We start from the raw sequence: 26053 nt of genomic DNA, 5'->3' as shown, positions 1-26053 counted from the left end.
TCAGGCGCCGACGGCCGGCTGCAGCTCGACCGTGCGGGTCACGAGGTCGGCCGGCAGCGACGTGTGGCTCGTGACGAGCACGATGCGGCCGGATGCGCGGGCCGCCTCGAGCATGTGCCGCACGAGCGGCAGCGCCACCTCGTCGTCGACGTTGGCGGTGGGCTCGTCGAGCACGAGGATCGGCGGTGCCGCGAGCAGCGCGCGGGCGAGCGCGAGGCGCTGCGCCTGCCCGCCCGACACGAGCGCGGCGCGGTCGCCAGGCATCGTGTCGAGCCCGTCGCGGCCGCGCGCCCAGTCGGCGAGCCCGACCTCGTCGAGCACGGCCCAGAGGTCGTCGTCGGTCGCGCCCTCGCGCGCGAACCGCAGGTTCTCGCGCACGCTCGTGTCGAGCAGGTGCGGCAGCTGCTCCACGAGCACGATCGACGTGCGCACGGCATCCGGATGCAGCGTGCGCAGGTCGACGCCGCCGACCGTCGCGGTGCCCTCGTGGTCGAGGAAGCGCACGAGCGCGGCCGCGAGCGTCGACTTGCCGACGCCCGAGGCGCCACGGATCGCGACGACGTCGCCCGGCTCGGCGACGAGGTCGACCGGTGCGAACGCGGCCTCGGCGCCCGGCCACGACGCCGTGACGCCCGCGAGCCGCAGCGCGCCCGAGGGCGGCGTCGCGTCGCCGAGCTCGGCGGGCACGGTCGCGTCGGCGACCGCTGCGTCGACGCGCGCGCGGCGGATGCGCGACTCGCGCAGCACGAGCGCGGCGGCGGGCACCGCACCCCACACCTCGAAGAGCGCGAGCGGCACGAGCGCGACGAGCGCCACGAGGCCGGGCGCGAGCCACCCGCCGTCGGCGATCGCCGATCCGTCGAGCAGGGCGACCGCCGCGACGACCGCGAGCCCGCCCGCGGCCACGATGACGGCGGAGCCGGCGCCGGCGGCGATCGCCAGGCGGCGGCTGCGCTCCCCCAGCCTGCGCTCGAGGGCGAGGATGCGCGCAGCCTCGGCCTCCCAGGCGTCGAACGCCACGAGCAGGTCGCGGGCGCGCATCGCCTCGAGCAGCGCGGCGTCGAGCTCGGCGGCGAGCGGCGCGACCTCCTGCTCCGCGCGGGCGGCGACGCGCACGGCGAGCCACGTCGCCAGCGCCCCGCTCGCGACGAGCGCCACGAGCAGCGCGCCCGCGGCAGCCAGGTCGATCGTGGCGACGACCGCGACCGTCACGACGGCGCACACGCCGGCGGTGACGAGCGGGCCGACGGCGCGCAGCGGTCGATCCTGCAGGCGGTCGACGTCGGCGACGACGCGCGCGAGCAGCTGCGACGACCGCGCGCCGACGCCGACGGGCAGCACGGGGCGCAGGCGATCGAAGAGGGCGACGCGCTCGCGGGTGAGGTCGCGGAAGGCGGCGTCGTGCGACACGAGCCGCTCGAGGTACCGCAGCGCTGCACGACCGATCGCGAAGGCGCGCACGCCCACGATCGCGATCTGCAGGTGCAGGATCGACGGCTGCTCCCACGCCGACGCGAGCAGCCAGCCCGCCGTCGCCATGAGCGCGATCGACGCGAGCCCCGTCGCGGCCGCGACCGCGTAGCCGAAGCCGCGCGCGCTGCGCACGCTCCACTCGCGGACGGGCCTCACGCCGACACCTCCGCCGTCGCGTCGACGGGCACGGGCTCGACGACGACGTCGGCAGCGGCCACCACGGCGCCGCGATGGCTCGCGACGACGACGACGGCCCCGGCGTCGGCCAGCGCGCGCAGGCTCGCGATGACGTGCCGCTCGTGCTCGGCGTCGAGCGCCGAGGTCGGCTCGTCGACGAGCAGCACCGGTGCGCCGTCGAGGTGCCTGCGGATGGCGCGGGCCAGCACGACGCGCTGCACCTGGCCGCCCGAGGCGCCGTGCACGCCGCCCGTCGCCGGGTCGACGGGCAGGTCGGGGTCGAGGTCGACGCCCGCGAGGGCCATCGCCTCGTCGACGCGCTGGTCGTCGCCGCCGAGCGCGACGTTCGAGCGCACCGTGCCCGACACGAGCGCGTCGGCCGAGCGCTGCGGCGCCCACGCGAGATCGGCGCGTGCGACGGCGCGCCCGTCGAGGCTCGCAGCGCCATGCGCGTCGACGAGCCCGAGCAGCGCGGCGAGCACGCTGGACTTGCCCACGCCCGAGGGTCCGTGCAGGCACGCGAGCGTGCCGCGCTGCAGCGTCGCCGTCACGGCGCCGCCGCCGTGGCGCGCTCGCAGGCCCGTCAGCGCCAGGCCTGCGTCCGCTCGCGCAGCCGCGACCGTCGGCGCCTCCGCCGGCTCGCGCTCGAGCAGGTCGAGCACGCGCGACGTGGCCTCCACGCCCTCGGTCGATGCATGGAACGCCGTGCCCACGAGGCGCACGGGCAGGAAGGCGTCGGGCACGAGGATCAGCACGCTGAACGCGACGGCGAGCGGGATGTCGCCCTCGAGCAGCCGCACGCCCACCGACACCGCGACGATCGCGATGGCGATGGATCCGGCGAGCTCGAGCACGAGGCTCGACAGGAACGAGATGCGCAGCACCGACATCGTGCGGGTGCCGTGCTCGGCGCTGCGGGCCTCGACGAGCGCGCGGGCTCGGCGGTCGCGACGGAAGAGCTTGAGCGTGGCGAGCCCCTCGAGCGTGTCGAGCGTCGCGGCCGCGAGGCGCTCCGTCTCGCGCCACTGCGCGCGCTGCACGCGCTGCGTCGCGAGGCCGATGAGCACCATGAAGACGGGGATGAGCGGCAGGCACGCCGCCGCGGCGATGCCCGAGAAGGGATCCTGCACGACCAGGGCGACGAGCACGATCGGCACCGCGACGACCGTGCGGGCGAGCTGCGGCACGAAGCCCGCGAGGTAGCCGTCGAGCGCGTCGAGGCCGCGGCCGAGGCCCGTCGCCGCGACGACCGGATCCACCACGCCGACCTCGCCGATGCGTGCCAGGGCCCGCGACCGCAGCTGCGATCGCACCCGCACGGAGCCGCGCGTCGCCACGGCCTGATCCAGCCACCCGAGCACGCCGCGCGCGACGATGGACCCCGCGGCGATCGCGAGCGGCTGCCACAGCTCGCCCTCCGCGCCGCCGATCGCGATGGCGATGGCGAGCCCCGCCGACCATGCGAAGGCCACGATCGCGACGGCCTGCACGAGGGCGATGGCGCCCGTGCCGGCGAGCAGCGTCCTGGCCGCCGACGCCGCTCGGAGGAGGCGGGGATCGAGCGGCCTCACGTGCTCTCCATCCCCTGCCTGCGCGCCGATGGCGACGTGGCGCGCGGTCCGCTCCATGCTACCGGCGCGCATCGGGCGGCGAGGCGGTCGCATCGCGCATCGCGCGCGGCGCCGACGGCATCGAGACATCGTGTCGGGCGTCTTCCCAGGAACCCTCTGCCTACCATCGGCGCATGGCCGAGCGGCGACCCGTGACCGCGCCGCGCACGGCCCCGGCCGCGAGCGGCGCGCTCGACGCACGCGCGCCGCGACTGGACATCCAGGTGCTGCGCGCCATCGCCGTCGCGCTCGTGCTCGTCTACCACCTGTGGCCCACGGCGCTGCCAGGCGGCTTCATCGGCGTCGACGTCTTCTTCGTCATCTCGGGCACGCTCATCACGGCGCACCTGCTGCGCGAGGCCGAGTCGACCGGTCGCGTCCGCCTCGCGCGCTTCTGGGCGACGCGTGCCCGTCGCCTGCTGCCCCTCGCCTTCGCGGTGCTCGCGGCGACGGCGGTCGGCGCGTGGTTCCTCGCGCCGCCGTCGCAGCTCGACGCCATCCTGCGCCACGTGGTCGCGTCGACCCTCTACGTCGAGAACTGGCTGCTCGCCTCCGACGCCGTCGACTACCTCGCCGCCGAGCAGGCTCCCCTGCCGACGCAGCACTTCTGGTCGCTCTCCACCGAGGAGCAGCTCTACCTCGCCTGGCCGCTCATCGTGCTCGCCGCGGCATGGCTCGGCACGCGCAGGGCGGCGCGCCGTCGCCGCGGCGACCGCGCCCGCGCGGTGCGGCGCGTCGTGGCCGTCGCCCTCGCCGTCGTGCTCGTCGCCTCGCTCGCCCACGCGCTCGTCGCGACCTGGACGGAGCCCGGGCTCGCCTACTTCGCCACGACGACGCGCGCGTGGCAGTTCGCCGCGGGCGGCCTGCTCGCGCTCGCGTTCGACGCCATCGGGCGCGCGCCCGCCTCGCGGCGCGGCCTCGTGCTGCGCACGGCAGGCGCCTGGGTCGGCCTCGCGCTCGTCGTCGGCGGCGCCCTCGTCATCACCGGCGCGACCCCCTACCCCGGCGTCGCCGCGCTCGTGCCCGTCGCCGGCACGGTGCTGCTGCTCGCCGGCGGCGCGGTCGATCGCTGGTTCGCGCCCGGCGGGCTCGCGCGCGTGCGGCCGCTCGTCTGGCTCGGCGACGTCTCGTACGGCGTCTACCTGTGGCACTGGCCCCTCATCGTGCTGCTGCCCGGCGCCATCGGCGAGCTCACGGATGCGGCGAAGGTCGGCATCGCCGCCGCGTCGCTCGCGCTCGCCGCCGTCTCGAAGCGGCTCGTCGAGGACCCGATCCGATTCGGCGCGTTCTGGCGCGCTCGCGCATGGCGCGGCTTCGCGGTCGCGGCCGTCGGCAGCGTGCTCGTGCTCGCGCTCGCGGGCTCGGGACTCGTCGCCGTGCAGGTCGAGCGGGAGCGCTCGGACGCCCTCGCGGAGGCGCTGCTCGAGCAGGCCGCCTCCGCGCCGCTGCCGTCGGCGGCGCCGGCGCCGAGCGGCCCGTCCCCGACGCCGGTCGCGCCGCCGGATCCCTCCCAGCCGCTCGTGCCCACCGTCGGGGCACGCAGCAGCGACTTCGCGGGCATGTACGACTGCTTCGACCTGAACGGCACGGGCCCGTACATCTGCCCGTACGGCACCGCGACCGACCCCACGATCGAGGTCGCGCTCGTCGGCGACTCGCACGGCGCCCATCTCGTCCCCGGGATGTCGCATGCGCTCGAGCAGCTCGGCGGCACCCTCACGACCTACCTCGGCATCCTGTGCGACTCGCCCCTCGAGGGGCAGTGCGCCGGCGGCGAGGAGATGGTCGAGCGTCTCCTCGCCGCCGACTACGACCTCGTGATCGCGACGTCCGCGCGCATCTCCACGCACGACGACGACGAGCTGCACGGGTTCTGGGACCTGCTGCGCGATGCCGGCGTGCCGCTGCTGCTCGTCGCGGGACCGCCGCAGCACTCGGCGGATGCGTTCGCGTGCGTGGATGCGTCGGGCGGCGATCCCGCCGCGGCAGCCTCCTGCGTCACCCCGCTCGACGAGGCGCTCGACGAGCTGCCCGAGCGGATCACGCCCTACGCCATCGAGCACGACGTGCCGTACGTCGACCTCGCCGTGCCGTTGTGCGACGACGCCGGATGCCACGGCACAGTCGGCAACGTCGTGGTCTACATGGACACGCCGGCCTCGCACATCACCGGCACCTACTCGCGCATGCTGCAGCCGTTCTGGGTCGACACGATCCGCAGCCTCACGAGCTGACGGCGCCACGCGAGGTCGGCAGGTCCTCGGGGCGGTAGTACGCCGCGAGCAGCTGGCCCCGGTGCTCGATGACCTCGACGGGCGTGCCGAACACGCGCTCGAGCACCTCGGGGCGCATGATCTCGGCGGGCGTGCCCGACGCGACGATCTCGCCGTCGGCGAGCGCGACGATGCGGTCGGCGTACGTGGATGCGAAGTTGACGTCATGGATGACGATGACGATCGTGCGGCCCAGCGCATCCGCCGCCTCGCGCAGCTGGCGCATCATGGCGGCTGCGTGGCGCATGTCGAGGCTCGCGAGCGGCTCGTCGAGCAGCACGTAGTCGGTGTCCTGCGCGAGCACCATCGCCACGAACGCCCGCTGGCGCTGCCCGCCCGAGAGCTCGTCGATGAACCGCTCCTGCAGCCCGTCGAGGTCGAGGAACGCGATCGCCTGGTCGATCGCCTCGTGGTCGGCGGCCGCGAGCCTGCCCTGCGAATGCGGGAACCGTCCGAAGGCCACGAGCTGCCGCACCGTGAGGCGCGCGACGAAGTGGTTCTCCTGCTTGAGGATCGACACGACCTTCGCGAGCTCGCGCGGCTTCGTCGTCACGACGTCGAGATCGCCCACGGTCACGCGCCCGCTGTCGGCGTGCAGGAGACGGCCGACGATCGTGAGCATCGTCGACTTGCCGGCGCCGTTCGGTCCGACGAGGGCCGTGATGCCGCCCGCGGCGATCTCGAGGTCGATGGGGCCGAGCGCGCGCGTGCCCGCGTACTGCTTCTCGACGGCGTCGAGGGTGATCATCGAAGGCCCTTCTTCAGGATGACGGCGAGGAACAGCAGGCCGCCGACGAACTCGATGACGATCGAGACGAGGCCGGCGGCGTAGAAGACGTGCTGCAGCACGAAGTACGCGCCCAGCAGCGTCGCCATCCCGGCGAGCACCGCCATCGGGAGCACGCGCGCGTGACGATCCGAGTCGACGAGCTGGTACGTCATGGTCGCGACGAGGAAGCCGAAGAACGTCATGGGGCCGACCATGGTCGTCGAGATCGAGACGAGGGCGGCGACGAGCACGAGCAGCGCCACGATCTCGCGGCGGAAGCGCAGCCCGAGGCTCGTCGCGGCGTCGTGACCGAGCGCGACGACGTCGAGCACGTGCCGCCGCCGCCACACGACGGCGCACGCGGCGGCGACGACGACGAGCGCCCACGGCAGGTAGTCGGGGTTGCCGTTGCCGATCGACCCGATGAGCCTCGCCGACAGCACGTCGAACTGCCCGGGCGTCAGCAGCCGTTGCATGAACGTCGAGATCGAGCCGAAGCCGATGCCCAGCACGAGGCCGACGAGCAGCAGCACGTGGAGGTTGCGTCGCCTGCCCGAGAACAGCCAGCCGTACAGCAGCGTCGCGAAGACGATCATCAGCAGGCTCTGCGCCACGATCTTCCCGACGCCCTCGACCTGCGTGGCCGCGGTGCCGAGCACGTACACGAGCGCCGTCTGCATGAGCGTGTAGAGGGCGTCGAAGCCGAGCACCGAGGGTGTGAGGATGCGGTTGCCCGTCGCGGTGTGGAACAGCACGGTCGCGACGGCCTGGCACGTCGCGACGAGCGCGATCGTGGCGACGGCGCCGACGCGGCTCTGCACGATGATCCAGAACCCCGGATGCCCGACGGGCACGGGGATGCCGTAGGCGAGCACGCCGATCGCGGCGACGACGGCGACGCCGCCCACGGCGACGGGCGCCACCCACGGTCGGCGGAGGCGCGTGCGCATGGCCGTCGGCGCTGCGATGGCGAGGTCAGCCACGACTCGTCCGCAGCAGCAGGGTGACGAAGGCGACGGCGCCGACGACGCCGAGCACGAGGGCGACGGGCACCTCGAACGGCATGACGATGGTGCGGCCGACGATGTCGCACAGGATGACGAGGCCCGCGCCGACGACGCACACCCACGGCAGGTTGCCGCGCAGGTCGTCGCCGCGCACCATCGAGACGAGGTTCGGCACGATGATGCCCAGGAACGGCAGGAAGCCGACGACGACGGTCGTGACGGCGGCCGCGACGGCGACGAGGGCCGTTCCGAGCAGGATGACGTGCTCGTACCGGATGCCGAGCGTCGTCGCGACGTCCTTGCCGAGGCCGGCGGCCGTGAGGCGGTCGGCGACGACGAACACGACGACGAGCACGGCGAGCACGATCCACAGCACCTCGTACCGCCCGCGCACGACGCTCGTGAAGGATCCCGTGAACCACGTGGAGATGAGCTGCAGCGCGTTCGTGGACACGGCGAGGAAGGTGGTGACGGCGCTCACGACGGCGCCGAGCATGATGCCGACGATCGGCACGACGAGCGTCGACCGGTCCATGACGCGGCGCAGCACCGCCATGAACACGAGGGTGCCGAGGAACGCGGTCGCGGATGCCGTCACGATGCGCATCGCGAGGCTCGAGTCCGGCCACAGCAGCACGGTCACGAGCAGGCCGAGGGCGGCCCACTCGGCGGTGCCCGCGGTCGTGGCGTCGACGAAGCGATTCTGCGTGAGCATCTGCATCACGAGTCCGCAGGCCGCCATGGCGCAGCCAGACAGCAGCAGCGCGATCGTGCGCGGGATGCGCGTGATGCCGACGAGCGCCGCACCCACCTCGTCCTGCGTCACGTCGTAGACGCCGACGGCCAGCGAGGCGGCGACGAGCAGGAGGAGGCCGAGGATCGCGCCGGGCAGCGCGAGGCGCCGGAGGCGCACCCGCGCAGGGCGCGCCTCCGGCGTCGCGACGCGGCGCGTCGCCTCGGCGGCGTCGATCAGGCGCCTGCGAACGCGTCGGCGAGCTGCTGGTAGGTCGCCGTGTACGTCTGGATGTCCTCGGTGAGGTAGAACGACGGGCTCGTGTAGATCACGTTGCCCTCCTGCACGGCCGTGACGCTCTGCAGCGCCTCCGAGCCCTCGACGAGCTCGGCGGGCGGCACGTAGCCCTCTGCGGTCGACTGCATGGCGCCCTCGCGGTCCATGAGCACGATCCAGTCGGGGTTCGCCGCGACGATGGCCTCGACGTTGATGTCGTCGCCCATGTGGTCGGTCGAGCCGTCCTGCTCGATGGCCGGCACGAGGTCGAGCGTCGGGTAGAGCATGCCGAGCGAGCGGCCGTTCACGGGGGCGATGTACGAGAGCTCGCCGCCCGACGCCATGAGCGTCATGACGGTCGAGGAGCCGTCGTAGGCCCCGCTCGCCGCCGCGAGGCTGTCCTCGTAGTCGGCGACGATCTCCGCAGCCTCGTCCTCGCGGTCGAAGATCTGGCCGAGCGCCTCGGTGAGGCGCACGAGCTCGGAGCCGATCTCCTCGCCCTCGCGGGGCGCGAGCTCGATCACGACGGCGTCGGGGTTCTGCGCCACGATGTCGTCGTACGACTCCGAGAAGCGGTAGCCGGCGATGATGAGGTCGGGCTGCGCCGCGACGATCATCTCGAGGTTCGGCTCGCGGTGGTTGCCGACGTCGAGCACCGACTCCTCCATGTACTCGGGCCACAGGCCCTCGCCCATGACGCCCTTGGGCGCGGCGGCGAGCGGGATGTCCCACGACGACAGGGTCTCGAAGACGTGGTTGTCGAGCGCGACGACCGTCTCGGGGTTCACGGGCACCTCGACGGAGCCGTGGTTGTCCTCGATCGTCACGGTCGCAGGTGCCGCGTCGGCGGACTCCTCCGGCGCCGCCTCGGTCGAGGAGCATGCGGCGAGGGTCATGGCAGCGACCGCCGCGAGCGCGGCGATCGTCGTGGTGGCGCGAGTTCTGGACATGGTGGAGCGTTCCGCCTTCGTGTGGAGGGAGATGCGCATCGGCGCGCCCCTCCAACGTAGGTTAGCCTTGCCTAAGTGGCAAGTCGGAGCGCGACGCTCAGTGCGCCGCTGCCGCGATCGTCTGCCGCAGCACGCGCTTGCGGAAGACCCAGTACGTCCAGATCTGGTACGCCGCGACGAGCGGCATCGCTGCGACCGCCGCCCACGTCATGACCTGCAGCGTGTACTCGGAGCTCGACGCGTTGCGGATCGTGAGGCCCACGAAGTCGCCGACGGGGTTCGTCGCCGGCATGACGTACGGGCCGCCATCGCGCAGCGCGAGCGACAGCAGGATCGTCGCGACCGCGGCGGCGATGGCGACTGCCGTCGCCGCGAACGCGACGCCCTCGCGCGTCCGCAGCGCCGCGAGCAGCGCGACGACGAGCGCGATCGCCGCGACCGCGGCCGCCGCGACGACGCCGGCGGCGGGCACGAGCACGACCGTCCACACGAGGAACGCTCCCCCGACGACGATCGCCGCGGGCAGCGCGAGCCGCGACAGGCGGATCGCCCGCTGCTGCAGGTCGCCGTCGGTCTTGAGCGCCGTGAACACCGTGCCGTGCGCGAAGCACAGCGCGACGAGCGCGAGGCCGCCGAGCAGCGCGTACGGATGCAGCACGCCCAGCAGTCCGTCGGTCATGAGGGCGCCGCCGAGGTGCGGCTCGAGCGCCACGCCGTGCGCGAGGTTCGCGAACGCGACGCCCCACAGCAGCGGCGGCAGCACCGACCCGACGACGATGCACGTGTCCCACGCCCGCTTCCAGCGGGTGTCCTCGTGCTGGTGCCGCCACTCGAACGACACGGCGCGCACGATGAGCGCGAGCAGGATGAGCAGCAGCGGCACGTAGAAGCCCGAGAACATCGTCGCGTACCACTCGGGGAAGGCCGCGAAGAGCGCGGCGCCGCCGATGATGAGCCACGTCTCGTTGAGGTCCCAGACGGGCGCGATCGTGTTGATCATGTGGCGGCGGTCGACGTCGTCCCTCGACAGCACGGGCATCGCCATGCCGACGCCGAAGTCGAAGCCGTCGAGCACGAAGTAGGCGACGAACATCACGCCGACGATGCAGAACCAGACGAGCTGCAGGTCCATCAGTACACCGTGACCGGCTGCTCGGGGCGGCCGTCCTCGTCGAGCGCGGGCGCCTCGGGCGGCCCGGCCTGGGCGGTCTTGCGCATGAGGGTGAAGTTGATGACGCCCAGCACGCCGTAGACGACGGTGAAGGCGACGAGCGACAGCAGCACCTCGCCCGCCGTCGTGCCGGGGCTCACGCCGTCCTCGGTGCGCAGCAGCGAGAACACGAGCCAGGGCTGCCTGCCCATCTCGGTGAAGATCCAGCCGACGATCATCGCCAGCAGCGGCAGCGGCAGCGTCCAGATCGCGACGTTCCACGTCCAGCGCGGCACCTCGCGGCCCTTGCGCGTGATCCACAGCCCGACGAGCGCGACGAGGCCCGTCACGGCGCCGAGGCCGATCATCCAGCGGAACGACCAGTACGTGATCCAGATCGTCGGGGTGTAGTCCCCGGGGCCGAACGCCGCGACGTACTCGGCCTGCAGGTCGTTGATGCCCTCGACCGTGCCGTTCGGATCGTGCGTCGACAGCAGCGCGAGGAGGTACGGGATGCGGAACGAGAAGATCTCGTCGGAGCCGTCGGGCGTGCCGATCGAGAAGACCGAGAACGACGCATCCGCGCCGGTCGACGTCGCGTAGAGGGCCTCGGCGGCGGCCATCTTCATCGGCTGCGCCTCGACCATCGCGAGCGAGACGGCGTCGCCGGCGACGAACGTGAGCCCCGTCGCGACGAGGGTCGTCCAGAGCCCCACCCGCAGCGCCTTGCGCATGGTGTCGACGTGCTGGCCGCGCTTGAGGTGCCACGCCGCGACGGCGACCGCGACCGTGCCGGCGACCATGAACGCGCCGAACATCGTGTGCGGGAAGGCCGCGACGGCGACGGGGTTCGTGAGCACCGCGCCGATGTCGGTGAGCTGCGCACGCTGCAGCTCGTCGTTCATCTCGAATCCGACGGGGTTCTGCATGAACGCGTTGGCGGCGAGGATGAAGTACGCCGATGCGGCGGTGCCGATGCCCGTCATGTAGATGCACGCGAGGTGCACCTTCGGCGGCAGCTTGTCCCAGCCGAAGATCCACAGCCCGATGAAGGTCGCCTCGAACGCGAAGGCGATGAGGCCCTCGAACGCGAGCGGGGCGCCGAACACGTCGCCGACGAAGCGCGAGTAGTCCGACCAGTTCATGCCGAACTGGAACTCCTGCACGATGCCCGTCGCGACGCCGATGGCGAAGTTGATGAGGAAGAGCCTGCCGAACAGGTGCGTCAGCCGAAGCCACGCGAGCTTGCCGGTCTTCAGCCACACCGTCTGGAATGCGGCGACGAGCCACACGGTGCCGAGCGTGATCGGCACGAAGAGGAAGTGGTAGATCGTCGTGAGCGCGAACTGCCAACGCGCCAGCGACAGGGGGTCGAGCAGATCGTCTGCCAAGGTCCACCTCTGCAATGGCCAGGATGTCCCTCCATCATCCTCCCCATGGCACACGGCTCGCACCTGTGCGACACGGAAGCGGGGGCTGTGCGCCGCCGATGCGACGCACAGCCCCCGCTGCAGGTGGGAGAGGGTCAGCCCTCGATGAGGCCCCGCTCGACGAGCCAGTCGCGCGCCGCCGTCTCGGGCGTCGCGGTCTCCTCGCCCTCGACGCGCGTACGCAGCGCGATGAGGTCCTCGGTCGTGAGCTCCTCCGAGATCCCGTTCAGGATCTCCTCGATCTGGTCGGACGCGATCGACTCCGACAGCACGGGCACGATGTTCTGCGCCGCGATGATCTGCTCGGGGTCGTCGAGCACGACGAGGTCGTTCTCGGTGATCGCGGGGCTCGTCGTGTAGATGTCGGCGACGTCGACCGTGCCATCGAGCAGCGCCTGCACCGTGGCGGGCCCGCCGTAGTCCTCGAACTGCACGAACTCGACGTCGGTGATGCCGTAGGCGCGCTCGAGGCCGGGGATGCCGTACGGCAGCTCGGCGAACTGCGGGTTCGAGCCGAGGGTGAAGGGCTGGACGCCCTCCAGGTCGGCGATGGACTCGAGCCCGTTGGCGTCCGCGTACTCGCGGGTGACGACGTAGGCGTCCTGGTCCTGCGCCTCGGCGTAGTCGTACGCGACGAGGCCCGTGCCCTCGAGGGCGTCGTCGAGCGCGTCGCCGACCTCCTCGGGATCGGTGAGCTCGTTCGACTCGTCGAGGTAGTTCAGGAGGTTGCCGGTGTACTCGGGCTGGAGGGTGATCGAGCCGTCCTCGAGCGCGGGGAACGTCTGCTGCCGTGCACCGATCGAGAGGTTGTAGCTCACGTCGAGCCCGGCGTCCTCGAGGGCGACGCCGTAGAGGTACGCGAGGATCTCGGCCTCGGGGAAGGCGTTCGAGCCGATGACGATCTCGCCGTCGCCGGCAGCCTCGCCTCCGCCCGAGCCTGCGGGATCGGACGTGGCGCAGCCGGCGAGGGCGACGCCCGCGACGATCGTGGCCGCGATGGCGCGAAGGGGACGCTGCATGGGAGCTCCTCAGGGGGTGAAGGGGACTCCATGGAACCAGGAGCCACCGACGAACGCACGCTCGCCACTCCCCCTTGACGGAATGTGACGCGCGCGGCATGCATGCGTTCGCCGCATGCCGGGTTCAGCCGAGGTGGCGCGCGCTGCGCGGAGCGCTGCGCGAGCGCGAGGATGCCGTCGAGCAGGAGCGCGAGCAGCGCGACGAGGATCGACGCTCCGAGCATGAGGTCGTAGTCGTTGAGCCCGATGCCCGAGGCAATGATCGCGCCGAGTCCGCCGAAGCCCGCGAACGAGGCGATCGTCGCGGTGGCGACCACCATGAGCACGCCGGCGCGCAGTCCGCCGATGATCACGGGCGCGGCGAGCGGCAGCTCGACCTTCGTGAGGATCTGCCACTCGGTCATGCCCGAGGCCCGCGCGGCGTCGACCGTGACGCGATCGACCGACTCGATGCCGGCGTAGGTGCCGGCGAGGATCGACGGGATCGCGAGCACGACGAGCGCCACGGTGCAGCCGACGAGCGATGCCTGACGCGAGCCGAGCGGCTCCGTCAGCACCATGACGAGCAGGATGAGCAGGCCGAGTGCCGGCGCCGCGCGCGCGACGCTCGTGATGCCGATCACGAGCTGCCTGCCGCGACCCGTGTGGCCGATCCAGCTGCCGAGCGGGAGCGCGATCGCCACGGCGATCACCACGCACAACGTCGTGATCTGCAGGTGCTGCCCGAGCCGCTCGGGGATCGAGTAGAGCGCGTTCGGCGCGTAGCGATCGGGCGAGAGGAGCCAGAGGACGGCGCTGACGAGGAAGTCCATCATCGCCTCCAGGGCATCGAGATGCGGCCGACGAGCTGCAGCACGAGGTCGAAGACGGCGGCGAGCACGAGCGTGCCGACGAGGCCCGCGACGACGGAGTCGACGTTGTTCGTCGCGCGGCCGTTCGTGAACAGGTAGCCGAGGTTGTCGCTGCCGATGAGCGCACCGACCGTCACCATCGCGACGGTCGACACCGACACGACGCGCAGGCCGGCGAGCAGCACGGGCGCTGCGAGCGGCAGCTCGACGCGCAGGAAGCGCCCTGCGCGGCCGTAGCCGATCGCCGTCGCCGCCGAGATCGTCGCGGGCGGCAGCGACACGAAGCCGTCGGTCGCGCTGCGCACCATGATCGCCACGGCGTAGAGGGTGAGCGCGACCGTGAGGTTGATCTCGTCGAGCGTGCGGGTCGCGAGCACGAGCGGCAGGATCAGGAACAGCGGCAGCGAGGGGATCGCGTACAGCAGGCTGCCGCTCGACAGGATGATGCCGCGCGCCACCCTGCTGCCGGCGGCGAGGCGCCCGAGCGGCACGGCGATGAGGAAGCCGACGACGATCGGTGCGATCGACAGGCGCGCGTGATTGAGGGTGAGGGACCACACCTGGTCCCAGTTCGCGATCACCCAGTCCATGCCGGGAGGCCTCAGGCGGCGTCGAGCGTGCCGAGGGGCGTGCCGTCGCGGTCGACGACGACCTGACGGCCGTCGACCTCCTCGACGTGCAGCGAGCGCTCCCCCGCGCTCGCGCCGATGAACTCGCGCACGAAGTCGTTGGCGGGCTCGGCGACGATCTCGGCGGGCGTGCCGGCCTGCGCGATCACGCCCTCCTTCTCGAGCACGACGACCTGGTCGGCGAGGGCGAAGGCCTCCTGGATGTCGTGGGTCACGAAGAGCACGGTCTTGCCCAGCTCGCGCTGCAGCCTGCGCGTCTCGCGCTGCAGCTCGAGGCGCACGATGGGGTCGACGGCGCCGAAGGGCTCGTCCATGAGCAGGATGTTCGGGTCGGCGGCGAGGGCCCTCGCGACGCCGACGCGCTGCTGCTGCCCGCCCGAGAGCTGATGGGGGTAGCGATTCGCGAGGTCCGCGTCGAGGCCGACGGTCGCGAGCAGCTCGAGCGCGCGGGCTCGGGCGTCGCCCTTGGACGTGCCGTCGAGCATGGGCACGGTCGCGACGTTCTGCCACACGGTGCGGTGCGGCAGCAGGCCCGCCGCCTGCAGCACGTAGCCGATGCCGCGGCGCAGACGCACGGGATCCTTCGTCGCGACGTCCTCGCCGTCGATGAGCACGCGGCCCGACGTCGGGTCGACCATGCGGTTGACCATGCGCATGAGCGTGGTCTTGCCGGAGCCCGACGAGCCCACGAGCACCGTGCAGGTGCGCGGCGCCACCTCGAGCGAGCATGCGCGCACGGCGACGGCGTCGCCGTACCGCTTCGAGACCTCCTCGAAGGTGATCACGATCGCGGGGCGAGTCCGAGCTTGGCCTCGGCGAGCCCGTGCTCGAGCGACATCTCGAGGATCTCCTCGTCGCCGAACCGGTCGCGCTGGAAGGCGAACATCACGAGGGCGTCGGCGACGCGGAAGCCACGGCGCAGGGCCGAGCGGGCCTCGTCGTCGTCGGGCACGCCGAAGCGGGCCACGAGCACCGCGAGGGTCTCCGCCGCGATGAGCTCCGTCGAGTCGGCGGGGCGCTCGGCGCCCACGTCGAGCCAGTCGCCCGTGCGCACCGACCGGAACGAGGGGATCTCGCGGTACGCGCCGATGAAGTCGCGCAGCAGCGCCGTGACCGCGTCCTCCCACGTGGCGTGGTCGTTGTCGGACAGCGTGCGCTCGAAGCGAGCGCGCAGGCGCTCGAGGTTGCGGCCCGCGAGGGCCACGAGCACGGCGATGCGGTCGGGGAAGTACCGGTAGACCGTGCCGATCGACGCGCCTGCCGACTTCGCGACCATCGCGGTCGTGAGCAGCTCCGAGCCGACGTCGTCGACGCAGTGCGCTGCCGCGTCGAGCAGGGCCTCGATGCGCGCGGCAGCCCGCGGCTGCACCGGCTCGCTGCGGACCGCCACCGATGCGGCGTCCGGGTGCACCGTCATGGGCATGGGGTTCGCTCCGTCCTGCTGGAGCGTCGCGCATGGATCCTCGAGCGACGCTCAGTTCGCAAGACTCTACTCCCGCTTCGTCACGCGCACGCGTCGGACGCGCCCACCTGTGGAGACCCGACCCGACGTGGCACGATGGCCGCGTGTGCGGACGCTACGTCATGGCTGCGGATCCCAGCGATCTCGTCGCCCTGTTCGAGGTCGACGAGATGGGCGACCTCCCCGAACGGTCGTGGAACGTCGCGCCGACCGACCTCGCTCCCGTGGTCGTCGAGCCACCGTCGCGCGACGGCACGCCGCCGACGCGCAGGCTCGAGGCAGCACGGTGGGGCCTCGTGCCCACGTGGGCGAAGGACCTCACGGGCGGCGTCAAGGCCATCAACGCGCGCAGCGAGACCGTGGCGGAGCGCCGCATGTTCTCCGCCTCGCTCGGGATGCGGCGCGCGCTCGTGCCCGCGAGCGGCTGGTACGAGTGGCGCAAGCCCGAGCGCACGCCCTTCTACGTGCACGCGGCCGACGAGCGCCCCATCGCCTTCGCGGGCCTCTACGCGTGGTGGAAGAGCCCCGAGGGCGCGTGGGTGCTGTCGTCGACGATCCTCACCGCCGACGCCACGGGGCACCTCGCCGACCTGCACGACCGCATGCCCGTCGTGCTCGGCCCCGAGCTGTGGGACACGTGGCTCGACGCCGAGACCGAGGGCGACCAGCACCTCGTCGACGCCGTGGTCGAGGCCGCGGCGGAGCAGGTCGAGGCGCTCGCGGTGCGCGAGGTCGGCCGAGCCGTCGGCAACGTGCGCGCCGACGGCCCCGAGCTCGTCGCGCCGGCGGCCGAGGACGCGACCGACGCTCCCGCGGCCGACGCGTCGTCGACTGACGCCCACCGGTAGCGTGGGATCGATGAGGCATCGACGTGGCTGAGCTCGACCCCCTGGCCCACGTGCCCGACCCGATCCTCCACCGCGCCGCGCGCATCGAGGACTGGGTGCAGGAGCGCCGCGAGGCCCGCGCGCTGCGCGGCGGCCGTCGCCCCGCCGTCATCCCCTACGCCGGCTACGGCGGCGACGGGTGGGTGCGCGTGCTGTGCCGCGTCCTGCTCGTCACCCCCGGCGACGAGCAGCGGGCGCTGTACGAGAACATGCGCGGCTGGCGCACGTTCACGTCGATCAGCCTCGCCTCGGCCGAGGTCACCGTCTCGTCGGGAGGCACGACCGCGACCGTCACGGCCGACCGCGGCGGCGTCGTCGACGCCGTCGTGCCCGTGTCGCTCGAGCCCGGATGGGGCGAGGTCACGCTGACGGTGCCGGGGTCCGAGCCCGTGCAGGCGCCCATCTTCGTCGTCGACCCCGCCACGAGGGTCGGCGTCGTCTCCGACGTCGACGACACCGTCATGGTCACGCTGCTCCCGCGCCCGATGCTCGCAGCGTGGAACGCGTTCGTGCTCGACGAGCACGCCCGCCGCCCCGTGCCAGGCATGGCCGTCTTCTACGATCGCGTGCGCCGCGCCAACCCGACGGCGCCGTTCATCTACCTCTCGACCGGCGCGTGGAACGTCGCGCCCGCCCTGCGCAGGTTCCTGTCCCGCAACCTGTACCCGCCGGGTCCGCTCATCCTCACCGACTGGGGACCGACGCACGATCGCATCTTCCGCTCGGGCCAGGTGCACAAGCGCACGCAGCTGCGCAGGCTCGCCCGCGACTTCCCCGACATCCGCTGGCTGCTCGTCGGCGACGACGGGCAGCACGACGAGGCCATCTACGCCGCCTTCGCCGAGGAGCACCCCGAGTCCGTCGCGGCCGTCGCCATCCGGCAGCTGTCGCCGCAGGAGGCCGTGCTCGCCGGCGGACGCAAGCACGAGCGCCAGGACACGGCCGTGCCGTGGCACTTCGCCCCGAACGGCGGCGGCCTCGTGCGCAGCCTGCGCGAGGACGGCATCCCGCTCGACTGACCGGACGCCGCGGTCGTCGGCGCGCCGATCGCGGCGCGCGTCAGCGCTGCGGATGCAGGGTCGTCGCGAGGGCCAGGTCGGCCTCGTCGAGCAGACGCGCCGCGACGGGCAGGTGGTCGTCGCCGCGCCCGGCCACCGCGAGGGCGTGGCCCGTGAGGTGGATCGCGGCGATCGCCGCGGTGCGGCCCCCGTCGTCCCAGCGCGATCGCAGCGTCGCCGCGAGCCTGCGCAGCGCCTCGGCGTCGGTGCGGGCGCCCGCGGACGCCGACTCGAACGCCGTGACCACGACGTGCGCCGCGAGGGCTGCCGCGTCGTCGGCAGGGTCGCCGAGACCCGCGGTGTCGATGTCGATGAGCCCCGTGATGCGCCACGGCTCGCGGCGGTCGACGAGCAGCTGGCCGAGGTGGAGGTCGCCGTGCACCGTCACGGGCGTCGGCACCGCCGTCGACGCGTACAGCGTGCGCACGCGGGCGACGATGTCGGCGGCGCGCGGTGCGAGCACGGGCGACGTCTCGGCCATGCGGGCGGCGTACCAGTCAGCCCGGCGCGCGAGCGACTCGCGGGCTGCGACGCCGACGCGCACGCTCGCGAGCTGCGCGACGACGTGCTCGACGCCCTGCAGGAACCGCGGGTCGTCGGCGATGCGCGCGACGTGCTCGAGCGCGGGGTCGCCCGGCATGCGCTCGAGCAGCAGCAGGCCGGCCTCCGAGTAGCCGAGGCTGCGCGGCACGGGGAGGCCCGCGGCGTGCAGGGCCACGTGGAGGTCGTGGATCGTCGCGGCGAGCGACGGCTGCACGACCTTCGCGAAGTGCTGCGTGCCGCCGGTGTCGACGCGCAGCACCGCGCGCTTGCCCGGCCGGTACGACTCCATCGTGAGCGTGGCGCCCGCGGCCTCGATGCCGAACTTCGCGAGCACGACGCCCGCGGCCTCCGGATACGACACGGCGGGCAGCGACGGCAGCGACGGATCCTGCGGGTACGTCCACGCCGTGAGCCGATCGCCCGTCGCGCGGTCGACGAGCTGCACCGTGTGCTCGCCGACGGGCGCGTCGGGCGACGTGTTCACGTAGATCGTGACGTGCTCGACCTGGTCGTCGGGGGCGCGGAGCGTGCACGCGTAGCCGAGGATGATGCCGTCGGACACCGGCTCGAGGTCCTGCTGCCGGAACGACAGCAGCTCACGGCCCGTGCTCGCGGCGAGGCGCCGGAGGATGCCTGCGGCGTCGTCGAGCATGGACCCCATCCAACACGACTCAGGTGGGCTGCGGCTCCGACGACACGATCGGGTGGACGGGCAGCCACTGCAGGCGCCAGAACTCGGTCGCCGACAGCTCGAACGAATGCGTGTCGCGCGACACCATCGCGCGCACGTGGTCGGGGTCGAGGTGCGGCCTCGCGAGCAGCGTCACGGCCGGCTGGCGCAGCATGGCGCTGCGGCCGAAGTGCACGCTCACGATGTCGGCGGTCGCGGGCGTGTCGCTCACGACGCATGCCGTGCGGATGAGCTTCGACGCCCCGAGCGCCTTCCACGCGAAGTGGTCGCCCTTCCAGCGCATCTCGGCCACGAGCTCCCGGTCGCCCTTGTCGGGGCGGTGGTACTCGTAGGTCTCGCGCAGCTTGAGCGGCGAGCCCTCGACGACGTCGATCGTCACGCGCGTGTTGCGGCGGTTCGGCGAGAGCCAGTACGGGAACGTCGTCGCTCGCACCGCCCACTCGCCGCGCAGGATGCGGGCCAGCTCGGCTGGATCCCCGACGCGCGCCATGCAGCCAGCGTAGCCGCCTGTCCCCCACCGTTCGCTCCACGCTCGCGGCGTGCCGCACCGCGCGACGGCTACCAGATGCCGCCGGGTCGCCGCCGCACGCGCCACTCGATCGGCAGCAGCAGCCGCACGAACAGCTGGAAGCGTCGCTCGTCGAGCACGAGGTCGTGGCTCGGGAGGTGGTCGACGATCGGTCCGAACTGCAGCTTGAAGATGCCGGGCCCGTGCATGGGCTGCTCGGGATCGTGCGCGAGCCACGACGGCGGCGTGACGTACGCGTCGTAGATCGTGCGCCCGTCGCGGGAGCGGAACCACTGCATCGCCGTCCAGCGCATGAGCGCCGCGCCCCCGCGGATGGCGCGGTCGGGCACGGATCCGCCGTCCTTCGCGATCGCGGTGCGGCCGTAGCCGATCATGAACGCCGAGGCCTGCGGGCCCTCGTGCGCGCCGTCGTAGCCGAACCAGAAGTGCCCCTGGCCACGCGCGCACAGCTCGCTCCAGAGCCGGTGGTAGTACTCGTACGGCCGCGTGAGGTCGCTGCCGCGCCCGCCCGAGATCGTCTGCATGAGGCGGTACATCGTGCGGTACGTGTCCTCGCCGGGCTCGACCTTCTCGACGCGGTATCCACCCCGGTCCGCGGATCGGATGTGGTTGCGCAGGCTCTTCGAGAAGCCGGCGAAGATCGCGTCGGGCTCGCGGTCGAGCGGCACGAGCACCGTGTGCGTGTTCTTCTGGATCACGGCGGATGCGCGCAGCCCGGCGCCCTGCAGCACGGCACGATGCTCGGGCGTGTCGACGACGAACGGCTCGACCTTGAGCGCGAAGACCCCGCGCAGCAGGCCGTGCCGCTCGGCGCGGAAGGCCTCGACGACGCCGGGGAGGTCGTGGATCGACGCGACGCCAGGGCCCGTGGGCAGGTACCAGAATCGGCCGGCGACGCTGCGGTGCTCGAGGGCGAGCACGTGGATGCGCTCGAGCCCGGTCTCGCCGTCGCGCTCGAGCACGAGGAAGCGCGGCGTGAGGCGGTCGGGCGCCTTGAGGGCTGCGAACGCCGCGCCCTGCGTCCACTGCCCGCCGTCGGGATTCCCCTCGACGCCGGCATCCCAGTCGCGCCGTTCCGTCGGCGTGGCCGCGCGCAGCGACCACTCCCCTGCCATCGTCATCCTCGTCCCCCGCGGGGAGACTATCGGCGGTGAGGACGCCTCACGTACAGCGGACTACCAGATGCCGTAGGGCCGCTTCCGGAGGCGCCACTCGACCGGGAGCACGAGGCGCGAGAACAGCCGCCAGCGACGCGGCTCGAGCAGCAGCAGGTGGCTCGGCACGTGATCGGTGATCGGTCCGAACAGCAGCTTGAACTGGCCGGGACCCCACAGCTGCTCGCTGCGGTCGTCGGCCTTCCACGACGGCGGCGTCGCGTACGCGTCGTAGATCGTGCGCCCGTCGTGCTCCTTGAACCACTGCATCGCGGTCCAGCGCATGAGGTGCGCACCGCCGCGGATCGCACGGTCGGGCACCGAGCCGCCGTCCTTCGCCAGCGCGTAGCGGCCGTAGCCGATCATGAACGACGACGCCTGCGGGCCCTCGTGCGCGCCGTCGTAGCCGAACCACAGGTGCCCCTGGCCACGATCGCGCAGCTCGGTCCAGAGCCGGCGGTAGTAGCGGTACGGCTTCATGCCCGCGACGCCCTTGCCGCCGGACACCGTCTGCATGAGGCGGTACATGGTCTCGAGGTTCGCGTCGGTCGGCTCGACCTTCTCGACGCGGTAGCCCTCGCGGCCGGCCTTGCGGATGTGGTTGCGCAGGTTCTTCGAGAACGCGGCGAAGATCGCGTCGGTCTCGGGCTCGAGGTCGACGAGCACGGTGTGCTGGTTCTGCTGCATGCGGTCGGAGGCGACCCATCCGGCATCCGCGAGCGTCGAGCGCACCTCGGGCACGTCGACGACGAAGGGCTCGATGCGCACGGCGTACAGATGCGGCACCGTCTGCGCGAACGCGCGCAGCGCCGCGGTGAACGCCGGCACGGCCTCGACGGGCAGGCTCGGCCCCTGCGGCAGGTACCACTGGCGACCGACGATCGAGCGGTGCTCGAGCGCGAGCATCGCCACGGCGCCGTCGACGCCCGGAGCGCCCTCGAGCACGAGGTGCACGGGGTGCAGGCCGTCCTCGTGCTGCTTGAGCGCCGCGTACGCCTCGCCCTGCGCCCACTGGCCGCCGTCGGGGTTCGCCTGCACGAGCGCGTCCCAATCGGCGACCTCCGTCGCCGTCGCCGTCCTCAGCGTCGCCACCGTGTCCGCCACCTCCATCACCACAGTCCCGTGTACCGGCGCTTCGCGCGCCATTCGATCGGTCGCACGTACCGGTCCCACAGCCGCTGCGTGCCGGGCTTCAGCTCGAGGTCGAACGACGGCACGAAGTCGGCGATCGGTGCGAACTGCGTCTTGAAGCGCGCGAGCGAGTGCATGAAGTGCGTGTCGTCGTCCTTGCGCCACGACGGCGGGGCGCCCATCATGTCGAAGCCCTCGAACCCGCGCTCGGCGTAGTGCTGCATGCGCGTCCAGCGGCCCAGGTGGGCGCCGCCGTTGATGCGGCGGTCGGGACGCGAGCCCTCGTCCTTGTCGATGACGTCGCGGCCGAACGGGATCGTGAAGGTGATGGTCTGGGGGCCGTCGCCGCCGTCGTCGCCCACCCACCAGTCGGCCATGCCGTGGTCGGTGAACGCCTTCCACACCGTGCGGTAGTACTCCTCGCCGCGCATGCCGCTGAGGCCGCCGCCGCCCGCGATCGTCTGCATGCGCGCCCACATCTGGTCCATGAGCGCGGGCGTCGGCTCGACGCGCTCGACCGTGTAGCCCTCGCGCTCGGCGTGGCGGATGTTCTTGCGCACGGCCTTCGAGAAGCTCGCCAGCAGGGCGTCGGGGCCCTGCGCGAGGTCGGCGATGACCGTGTGCGTGTGGATCTGCACGTCGTCGGCCTCGACGAGGCCCGCGTCGCGCAGCAGCTGCATGTGCTCGTCGGTGCGGCGCAGGCGCGGCTCGAGCTTCACCGACACGAGATCTGGGCGGTGCCGCTCGACGTACGCCCGCGTGGCGGCGACGATCGAGTCGAAGCGCGGATGCCACGGGCCCGACGGCACGTACCAGAAGCGCCCGACGACGCCGTGGCGCTCGAGCACGAGCGCGTGCACGGGCTCGGCGCCGTCGTAGACCATGTGGTGGGTGCGGAAGCCGTCCCATCGCTTCACCGCGGCGAACGCCAGCGTCTGCGTGAACTGGCCGCCGTCGGGGTTCTGCGCCACGAGGGCGTCCCACTCGGCGATCTCGGCCGCCGTCGCCTCGCGCAGCTCGTGCACCGTCTCCCCCGTCATCGCAGCGTGTCCGGTCCGGGCTTCAGGCGCCACTCGATCCTGCGCAGCACGCGCTCCCACAGTCGGTGCCGCACGGGATGCAGCACGAGGTCGAACGAGGGCAGGAAGCTCGTGACGGGGCCGAAGCGCGTCTTGAACTGGCCGAGCCCGTGGAACGGATGCGTCGGGTCGTCGAGCCGATCGACCGGCGGGGTGCCCGCGAGGTCGAAGCCGGTGCAGCCGCGCGCGATGGCGTCCTGCATCGCCGTGTAGAGCAGCAGCGGTGCGCCGCCGGCGATGCGCCGGTCGGGGCGCGAGCCACCGTCCTTGTACACGGCGGTGCGGCCGGCGAAGGTCACGAAGACGCCCGCCTGCGGCTCGTCGCCGTCGTCGTCGAAGCCGAGGTAGAGCTGCCCCGTGCCGTGGTCGGCGAACGCCTGCCAGAACCGGTCGTAGTAGGCGCGCTCGCGCATGCCGTCCATGCCCTTGCCGCCCGCGACGGTCTGCATCATGGCGTGCATGCGCGCTCGGGTCTCGGGCGTGACGTCGACGCGCTCGACGCGGTAGCCGTCGCGCTCCGCCTTGCGGATGTGCCGCCTCGTCGACTGCGAGAACGAGGCGAGCAGCGCCTCCGCCCCCTGCTCGAGGTCGAGCACGACCGTGTGGGTCTGCACCTGCATGTCACGGCTGACCTCGAGGCCCGCGGCCTCGAGCCGCGCGACGAGCTCGGGCGTGCGCTCGAGGCGCGGCTCGACCTTCACGACGAGCAGGCCGGGCTGCTCGGCCGCGTAGGCGCGCAGCGCAGCGACGATGCCCTCGAGGTCGTCGCCGGTGGGGCCGAGCGGCACGTACCAGTAGCGGCCGAGCCAGACGCGGCCCTCGAGCACGAGCACGTGGATGGTCTGCGCGCCCTCGACGACGAGGAAGCGCGGCTCGAGGCCGTCTCCCCGCTTGACCTCTGCGAACGCCGTCGACTGCACCATGTGCCCGCCGTCGGGGTTCGTGAGGAGGAGGTCGTCCCAGCGGGCGATCTCGTCGGCCGTGGCTGCGCGCACGAAGGTGGAGCCGGACATTCGTGACAGCCTACGCGAGCGGCGGCAGGGTCGAGGGCGCCGGTGGCACGGGTGGTACCTCGTCGGCACCGGGATCGTGCACGGTCGTGGGCGTCGTCGGCTCGCCCCGCAGCTCGCGCACGAGCAGCATGCCGCCGACCGTCGCGGCCGGCGTGCACAGCACGGCGCCGCCGGGCACGAGGAACAGCAGGTAGACGGCGAGGCCGAAGCCTCGCGCGACGTCGGGGGCCGTGTCGAGCAGTCGGCGCCGCTCGTCGAGGCTCATGCCGCGCGCGTCGCCCGGCATGCTCGAGAGCTCGACCGCGAGGGCGCGCGAGCCGACGAGCGCGCCGCCGATCCAGCCGACCACGGGGCCGACGACGGGGATGAGACCCAGCACGAACACCACGAGGCCCGTGAGGATCGCGATGCCGGCGAGCCGCAGGCCGTCGTCGAGGCCCTTCGCGATCGACTGGCCCACCGTGAGCTCGACCTCGTCGGGCACGCCGCCGAGCTCGCCCTCGGCCGCGCGCCAGACGCGCTCGTAGAACGGTGCGCCGACCAGCAGCGTGACGGCGGCGAACAGCAGCACGCCCACGGCAGCGGCACCCGCGACGAGGGCGATGGCCAGCACGACCCGCAGCACGGCGGGCCACGGGTCGCTCCAGCCGTCCGCGAACGGCGTCAGCCCCTCGACGATCGACGTCGCGTTGACGCCGAGCACGACGAGGCCGACGACGAGCAGCGCGCCGACCACGAGCGGCGGCACCATGCCGAGGATCGCGAGTCGGGGGTTCCTCCAGCCGATGCGGAAGCCGGCGGCGAGGATCGTCATGCCGTGCAGGAGGGCTCGGATGCGGCGCACGGCACCATCCTCCCCGACGCCGCTGCGCCGTGCGCGGCGAATCGCCAGGTTCGCCGCGCCTAGGCTCGATCCGTGAGCGACGCGCGACCCATCCACACGGCCGCCGTGCTCGCCGCGGCGGTGCTGTGGGGCACGACCGGCACCGTGGCGCACTTCGCGCCCGAGGGCTCGTCGCCGCTGCTCATCGGCATGGCGACGTTCGGCTTCGGCGGCATCGTGCTCGCCGTCATCGCGTGGCGCGCCGTCGCACGCGTGCTGCGCGACCGCTCGGCATGGCCGTGGCTGCTCGCGGGCGGCGCGGGCGCCGTGCTCTACCCCACCGCCTACTACCCCGCGATGGACCTCGCGGGCGTCGCGGTGGGCAACGTGCTCGCGCTCGGCTCCGGCCCGATCTTCGCAGCGGCGCTCGAGTGGATCCTCGATGGTCGTCGCCCGACGGCGCGCTGGGGGCTCGCGACCGCGATCGCCGCCGTCGGCGTGGCGCTGCTCGCCGTCGGCTCCGGCGAGTCGACCACCGGCTCGAACCCGATCCTCGGCATCGCGCTCGGCCTCGCGGCGGGCGTCGGCTACGCGCTGTACTCGTACGCGGGGGCCCGCCTCATCGCCGGTGGTCGCTCGTCGCAGGGGTCGATGGCATCGATCTTCCTCGTCGGCAGCGTCGTCATGGTGCCGCTCTTCGTCGTGCTCGGCCCAGGCCCCCTCGCGTCAGGCCACGGCGCGCTGACCCTCGCGTACCTCGCGCTCGTGCCGATGGCGGCGTCGTACCTGCTGTTCGGCTTCGCCCTGCGCGCCCTCACTGCGTCGACGGCGACGACGCTCGCGCTCGCCGAGCCCGTCGTGGCGACGCTGCTCGCGGTGCTCGTGCTGCACGAGCGGCTCTCGACGCTCGCGTGGGTGGGCCTGGGCGCCGTGGCCGTCGGCATCGTGCTCGTGAGCCTGCCCGCGCGACGCGGCGGGCGCCTCGCGCGCGCTCGACCGCCCGCCTGACGCGGCGACGACGCACGCGCGTCAAGGGGTTCGCCGCCGCGGATCGCACGAGGCAGCCTGTCCGCATGCCGAACCCATCGATCAAGGACGAGGAGCTCTACCGCGAGCTCAAGGCCGACGGCGCGAGCTCCGAGAAGGCCGCGCGGATCGCGAACGCCGCTGCGCGCGACGGCCGGAAGGCCGTCGGCCGCCGCGGCGGCAGGGCCGAGGACCTCGACGACCGCACGGTGCCCGAGCTGCGCGCCCGTGCGAAGGAGCTCGGCATCACCGGGTACTCCGGGCTCCGCAAGCAGGAGCTGATCGACCGCATCCGCTCGCACTGATCGCC

24 protein-coding genes and 1 pseudogene are annotated in these 26053 nt (G+C 72.9%); 5 read left to right on the top strand and 20 right to left on the bottom strand.

Annotated elements, in window-relative coordinates; all coding sequences use genetic code 11:
• Both cydC and FS793_RS00735 read right to left on the bottom strand, forming a co-directional pair.
• The gene (cydC, locus tag FS793_RS00740) at positions 1-1629 is read right to left on the bottom strand and encodes a thiol reductant ABC exporter subunit CydC (RefSeq protein WP_144717586.1); all 1629 of its coding nucleotides are present in this window, start codon (positions 1627-1629) and stop codon (positions 1-3) included.
• The gene (locus FS793_RS00735) at positions 1626-3221 is read right to left on the bottom strand and encodes an ABC transporter ATP-binding protein/permease (RefSeq protein WP_186329261.1); all 1596 of its coding nucleotides are present in this window, start codon (positions 3219-3221) and stop codon (positions 1626-1628) included. The genes cydC and FS793_RS00735 overlap by 4 nt, the downstream gene beginning before the upstream one ends.
• A 173-nt stretch (positions 3222-3394) precedes the next feature.
• On the opposite strand from FS793_RS00735, the gene FS793_RS00730 reads away from it, so the two are divergent.
• The gene (locus FS793_RS00730) at positions 3395-5494 is read left to right on the top strand and encodes an acyltransferase family protein (protein WP_186329260.1); all 2100 of its coding nucleotides are present in this window, start codon (positions 3395-3397) and stop codon (positions 5492-5494) included.
• Here FS793_RS00730 and FS793_RS00725 read toward each other — a convergent pair.
• From FS793_RS00725 to FS793_RS00680, 11 genes and pseudogenes are all read right to left on the bottom strand, one after another.
• Positions 5484-6281: an iron ABC transporter ATP-binding protein gene (locus tag FS793_RS00725; protein ID WP_144717581.1), complete on the bottom strand. Its 798-nt coding sequence runs from the start codon at positions 6279-6281 to the stop codon at positions 5484-5486. The genes FS793_RS00730 and FS793_RS00725 overlap by 11 nt on opposite strands.
• Positions 6278-7285 carry an iron chelate uptake ABC transporter family permease subunit gene (locus FS793_RS00720; protein ID WP_260979957.1) on the bottom strand — a complete coding sequence of 336 codons (1008 nt, stop codon included), beginning with the start codon at positions 7283-7285 and terminating at the stop codon, positions 6278-6280. Before FS793_RS00720 ends, FS793_RS00725 begins: the two co-directional genes overlap by 4 nt.
• On the bottom strand, positions 7278-8222 hold the full coding sequence (locus tag FS793_RS16505; RefSeq protein WP_260979956.1) for an iron chelate uptake ABC transporter family permease subunit: 945 nt from the start codon (positions 8220-8222) through the stop codon (positions 7278-7280). Before FS793_RS16505 ends, FS793_RS00720 begins: the two co-directional genes overlap by 8 nt.
• 56 nt (positions 8223-8278) lie before the next feature.
• Positions 8279-9268 (bottom strand): siderophore ABC transporter substrate-binding protein, encoded by a 990-nt coding sequence (locus FS793_RS16500; protein ID WP_260979955.1) that lies wholly within the window; start codon positions 9266-9268, stop codon positions 8279-8281.
• Positions 9269-9365: 97 nt separating this feature from the next.
• Positions 9366-10400, bottom strand: coding sequence for a cytochrome d ubiquinol oxidase subunit II (gene cydB, locus FS793_RS00710; RefSeq protein ID WP_144717579.1), 1035 nt, complete (start codon positions 10398-10400; stop codon positions 9366-9368).
• Positions 10400-11809, bottom strand: coding sequence for a cytochrome ubiquinol oxidase subunit I (locus FS793_RS00705; protein ID WP_260979954.1), 1410 nt, complete (start codon positions 11807-11809; stop codon positions 10400-10402). The genes cydB and FS793_RS00705 overlap by 1 nt, the downstream gene beginning before the upstream one ends.
• Positions 11810-11943: 134 nt before the next feature.
• Complete coding sequence (locus FS793_RS16495) at positions 11944-12867, bottom strand: ABC transporter substrate-binding protein (RefSeq protein ID WP_144717575.1); 924 nt, start codon at positions 12865-12867, stop codon at positions 11944-11946.
• A gap of 212 nt (positions 12868-13079) precedes the next feature.
• Positions 13080-13679: pseudogene (locus FS793_RS16490) on the bottom strand (ABC transporter permease); the annotation flags it as partial.
• Entirely contained in the window at positions 13679-14308 is a 630-nt protein-coding gene (locus tag FS793_RS00690) for an ABC transporter permease (protein ID WP_144717573.1), read from the bottom strand. The gene FS793_RS00690 and the pseudogene FS793_RS16490, both read right to left, overlap by 1 nt.
• Before the next feature lie 11 nt (positions 14309-14319).
• Positions 14320-15132 (bottom strand): ABC transporter ATP-binding protein, encoded by an 813-nt coding sequence (locus FS793_RS00685; RefSeq protein WP_144717571.1) that lies wholly within the window; start codon positions 15130-15132, stop codon positions 14320-14322.
• The gene (locus FS793_RS00680) at positions 15129-15770 is read right to left on the bottom strand and encodes a TetR/AcrR family transcriptional regulator (protein ID WP_144717569.1); all 642 of its coding nucleotides are present in this window, start codon (positions 15768-15770) and stop codon (positions 15129-15131) included. Before FS793_RS00680 ends, FS793_RS00685 begins: the two co-directional genes overlap by 4 nt.
• 143 nt (positions 15771-15913) lie before the next feature.
• Between FS793_RS00680 and FS793_RS00675 the strand changes: the two genes are divergently transcribed.
• Complete coding sequence (locus tag FS793_RS00675; RefSeq protein ID WP_144717567.1) at positions 15914-16657, top strand: SOS response-associated peptidase; 744 nt, start codon at positions 15914-15916, stop codon at positions 16655-16657.
• Between the two features lie 23 nt (positions 16658-16680).
• Entirely contained in the window at positions 16681-17715 is a 1035-nt protein-coding gene (locus tag FS793_RS00670) for an App1 family protein (RefSeq protein WP_260979953.1), read from the top strand.
• 40 nt (positions 17716-17755) lie between these two features.
• On the opposite strand, the gene FS793_RS00665 is transcribed toward FS793_RS00670, so the two are convergent.
• The 7 genes from FS793_RS00665 to FS793_RS00640 all read right to left on the bottom strand — a co-directional run bounded on the left by FS793_RS00665 (position 17756) and on the right by FS793_RS00640 (position 24738).
• Entirely contained in the window at positions 17756-18949 is a 1194-nt protein-coding gene (locus tag FS793_RS00665) for a phosphotransferase family protein (protein WP_186329257.1), read from the bottom strand.
• A 19-nt stretch (positions 18950-18968) separates the two neighbouring features.
• Entirely contained in the window at positions 18969-19478 is a 510-nt protein-coding gene (locus tag FS793_RS00660; RefSeq protein ID WP_144717564.1) for a hypothetical protein, read from the bottom strand.
• Positions 19479-19546: 68 nt separating this feature from the next.
• On the bottom strand, positions 19547-20632 hold the full coding sequence (locus tag FS793_RS16040; RefSeq protein WP_186329256.1) for a lipid II:glycine glycyltransferase FemX: 1086 nt from the start codon (positions 20630-20632) through the stop codon (positions 19547-19549).
• 60 nt (positions 20633-20692) lie between these two features.
• Positions 20693-21763: a lipid II:glycine glycyltransferase FemX gene (locus FS793_RS16035; RefSeq protein ID WP_186329255.1), complete on the bottom strand. Its 1071-nt coding sequence runs from the start codon at positions 21761-21763 to the stop codon at positions 20693-20695.
• 17 nt (positions 21764-21780) lie between these two features.
• A complete protein-coding gene (locus FS793_RS16030) occupies positions 21781-22842 on the bottom strand; it encodes a lipid II:glycine glycyltransferase FemX (RefSeq protein ID WP_186329254.1) in 1062 nt (353 codons plus the stop codon).
• Positions 22839-23894, bottom strand: coding sequence for a lipid II:glycine glycyltransferase FemX (locus FS793_RS00645; protein WP_144717562.1), 1056 nt, complete (start codon positions 23892-23894; stop codon positions 22839-22841). Before FS793_RS00645 ends, FS793_RS16030 begins: the two co-directional genes overlap by 4 nt.
• 10 nt (positions 23895-23904) lie before the next feature.
• Positions 23905-24738, bottom strand: a complete 834-nt coding sequence (locus FS793_RS00640) for an EI24 domain-containing protein (protein WP_144717560.1) — start codon at positions 24736-24738, stop codon at positions 23905-23907.
• A gap of 72 nt (positions 24739-24810) precedes the next feature.
• Between FS793_RS00640 and FS793_RS00635 the strand changes: the two genes are divergently transcribed.
• Positions 24811-25725, top strand: coding sequence for a DMT family transporter (locus FS793_RS00635; RefSeq protein ID WP_144717558.1), 915 nt, complete (start codon positions 24811-24813; stop codon positions 25723-25725).
• A 65-nt stretch (positions 25726-25790) separates the two neighbouring features.
• Positions 25791-26048 carry a Rho termination factor N-terminal domain-containing protein gene (locus FS793_RS00630; protein ID WP_144717556.1) on the top strand — a complete coding sequence of 86 codons (258 nt, stop codon included), beginning with the start codon at positions 25791-25793 and terminating at the stop codon, positions 26046-26048.
• Positions 26049-26053: the final 5 nt, after the last annotated feature.

The organism is Agrococcus jejuensis, assembly GCF_007679035.1.
Taxonomy (GTDB): domain Bacteria; phylum Actinomycetota; class Actinomycetes; order Actinomycetales; family Microbacteriaceae; genus Agrococcus; species Agrococcus jejuensis_A.
Note: the sequence above shows the minus strand (reverse complement) of the source record. Positions and strands in the feature narration are given on the sequence as shown.